Source organism: Paraconexibacter sp. (genome assembly GCF_041602235.1).
Lineage (GTDB): Bacteria > Actinomycetota > Thermoleophilia > Solirubrobacterales > Solirubrobacteraceae > Paraconexibacter.
In genome coordinates, this window is the sequence record NZ_JBFIGP010000397.1 from 1 (window position 1) to 2703 (window position 2703).

A 2703-nucleotide genomic window follows, 5' to 3' on the forward strand; every position below is an offset into this window, starting at 1 on the left:
CCACACCCCCAGCAGGACGACGGTCGAGGCGAGGTAGTTGCCGAGCACGTAGGCGGTCGCGCCACCGTCGAGACCGACGACGAGCGTGACGGTGAGCCCGACCGTCAGCACGACGTTCGTCAGCGAGGCGGCGAGGTAGTCCCGGCGCCGTTCCTCCACCCGCATCAGGGCGTAGGCGACCTCCAGGTTCGTGAACGCCCACAGGCCGAGCAGCCCTGCCCCCATCAGCTCGCGATCGCGGACGCCCAGCAGCAGCTCCGACAGCGGACCGGACAACGCCAGGCCGACCGCGAGCACCGCCGTGGTGCCGAAGGCGACGAACGCGGTCGTCGCGCGCGCGAGTTCCAGGCGGCGATCGACGTCGTCGTCCTCGAACCAGAAGCGGACCAGTCCCTCACCGGCACCGGCCCGCACGACGATGCTCCCGAGGATCACGAACGTCAGGAGCGTCTCGGCGTACCCGTAGTCGGCCGTCGTCAGCGCGTGGGTGTACAGCGGCAGCGTGAACAGCGCCAGCAGGGAAGCGAGGAGGCCGGCGGCCTGGTAGGCGGCACCGGAGGTGACCAGCCGCTTGAGGTATCCGCCCACGGCGCGCACCGTATCGTTGCCGGTCGTGCCCGGACGTCCGCTCGCCCTCCTCCTGCTCCCGCGCGAGCTCGAGGGCTTCATCCTGCGCGAGCAGGCCGAGGACCTCATGCAGGCCCCCGGTGTCCTCGCCGTCGATCCCCCGCGCGTGCGGTACGGAGCACTCGCACGGCTGCCGATCCCGGTGCGCGACCGCCTCTCGCGCGGCCAGGCCAGGCGGCTGCTCAAGGGACTGCGTCGAGGCGTCGCGCGCCGCACGGGCGTCGACCGCGACGACGTCGCCATCGGCGTGGTCGTGATCTTCCACGCGGTCCAGGAGCCGCTCGCCCGCGAGATCGTCCGCCAGGCCGGCGACGGCTGCGAGCTCTGGTACGGGCGCTGGGACCGCTACGAGGCGGCCTACGACGCCGACGAGCGGACCCGCGCGGTGCTCGCCGACCTGCACGAGCGGGCCGCGACCGCCAGCGCGCTGACCTTCGTCGCCAGCGTGGAGCTCGAGCGGCAGGAGCGCGCAGCGGGCCGCGAGGCCGTGCTCGTCGGGCTGAGCGCCGGGGACTTCCCCGCCCCGGAGCCCCTGCCGGTCCCCGGTGACGCCGACCTCGCCGAGTTCCCGGGTGTCACGAGGGCCGCCCGGGAGGGCGACGTGCTGGCGCTGTCGCTGGGACACCTCGGCCGCCGTACCGACTGGGCGCTGGTGCGGGGGATCTGCGAGCGCCGTGCTGGGCTGCGCCTGCTGCTGGTCGGCGCGTGGCACGACGACGAGGTGCCCGGGGACGAGGACTACGCGTGGTGCCGCGCGTCGTCGCAGATCGTCTGGCTGGGCCGGCGCAGCGACGAGGAGACGTCCACGCTGCTGCGCGTCTGCGACGTCGGCATCGTCCCCTTCCGGGTCGAGCCGTTCAACGACGCCGGACTCCCCTACCGGATCCTCAAGTACGCCAAGCTCGGTCGGCGATCGGTGTGCCCGGACCTCGCCGGTGTCCGCACGTGGGCCCACGCGGTGGACGTGGCCGCCGACGCGGACGCGTTCGCGGCGGCGCTGGATCGCTACGAGGGTGCGCGGGAGCGCCCCGACCCCGAGCTGCGCGCGTGGGCGCTCTCCCAGACGCCGTGGGCCGTCAACCGCCCCCTGTGGGACCGCCTGCGCGAGGCGGGCGTGGACACCGGGGGACGCTGAGCGCGGGCTCGCGGGGCCTGCGTCAGGACGCCCTCGACGGACGCGGGCGGGAGCGTGGGACTCAGCCGCAGCCGCCGCGGACGGCGGCCACGAAGGTGCGGTTGCGGGCGACCGGCGTGAAGCCGTCCGGCACCGCGTTCGTGGTCCGTGGCGTTCCGGCGGCGCGACCGATGCGGCGCACGTTCTTCTCCCCCACGGCGATGAGCGCGACGCCGGCGCCTGCGGCGTCCGCCGTCCGGGCGGCGTCGGACCGGGCGACGACGCCCCGTTCCCGGGCCTCCAGGACCCAGCGTGCGTCGGGCGTGAGGCGGTAGTTGGGGAGCGAGACGACCGGGCAGTCGGCACGGGCGGCGCGGACGGCCGGAACATCGAGGATCCGCTCGAGGTCGTCGTGGACGGCGCGCAGATACCGCAGCTCGGTGGCGAAGCGCCCGGGCGCGTCGGCCTTGACCACCGCGACCGCCAGGAACCCGAGCAGCGCCCCGACCGAGGAGACGACCGCCCAGGAGCGCCGCGAGGGGTGTCCCGCCGGCAGCAGCGTCCAGCCCGCCAGCGCGAGCGCCGCGAGGAGGCACAGCGCGACGACCGGGACCGTCAGGTACCGCGGGAGGATCGAGAGCCCGGCGGCGCCGACCCCGATGAACGTGATGGCACCGGCACCGAACAGCGCCACGAGGACGTGCAGCGCGCGCAGGCGCAGCACCGCGCGCGCACGCCAGGCGAGCACCGCTCCGAGCACCGCCGCCGCGGCGACCGGTGGCCGTGCGGTGTCCGACAGGAACGACACGAACGCGCTCGGAACCTCCGCGATGCCACGGTCGCGCCCGAGCGCCTCCGCGAGCGCGCTGGTGGCGTTCAGCGAGTACAGCGGGTCTCCGGTGACCGCGAGGTCGCTGAGCGCCCACAGCAGGGGCGCGACGAGCACGCCGCCGAGCAGCCCC

Annotated in this window: 3 protein-coding genes; 1 reads left to right on the top strand and 2 read right to left on the bottom strand. The window is 75.0% G+C overall.

Going from position 1 to position 2703, the window contains the following annotated elements:
• The coding region (locus ABYE80_RS19500; protein WP_372791973.1) for a lipopolysaccharide biosynthesis protein at positions 1-588 on the bottom strand (588 nt) is incomplete at its 3' end.
• 25 nt (positions 589-613) lie between these two features.
• Between ABYE80_RS19500 and ABYE80_RS19505 the strand changes: the two genes are divergently transcribed.
• Complete coding sequence (locus tag ABYE80_RS19505; RefSeq protein ID WP_372791974.1) at positions 614-1762, top strand: hypothetical protein; 1149 nt, start codon at positions 614-616, stop codon at positions 1760-1762.
• 61 nt (positions 1763-1823) lie between these two features.
• On the opposite strand, the gene ABYE80_RS19510 is transcribed toward ABYE80_RS19505, so the two are convergent.
• On the bottom strand, positions 1824-2703 hold an 880-nt coding region (locus ABYE80_RS19510; RefSeq protein WP_372791975.1), incomplete at its 5' end, for a hypothetical protein.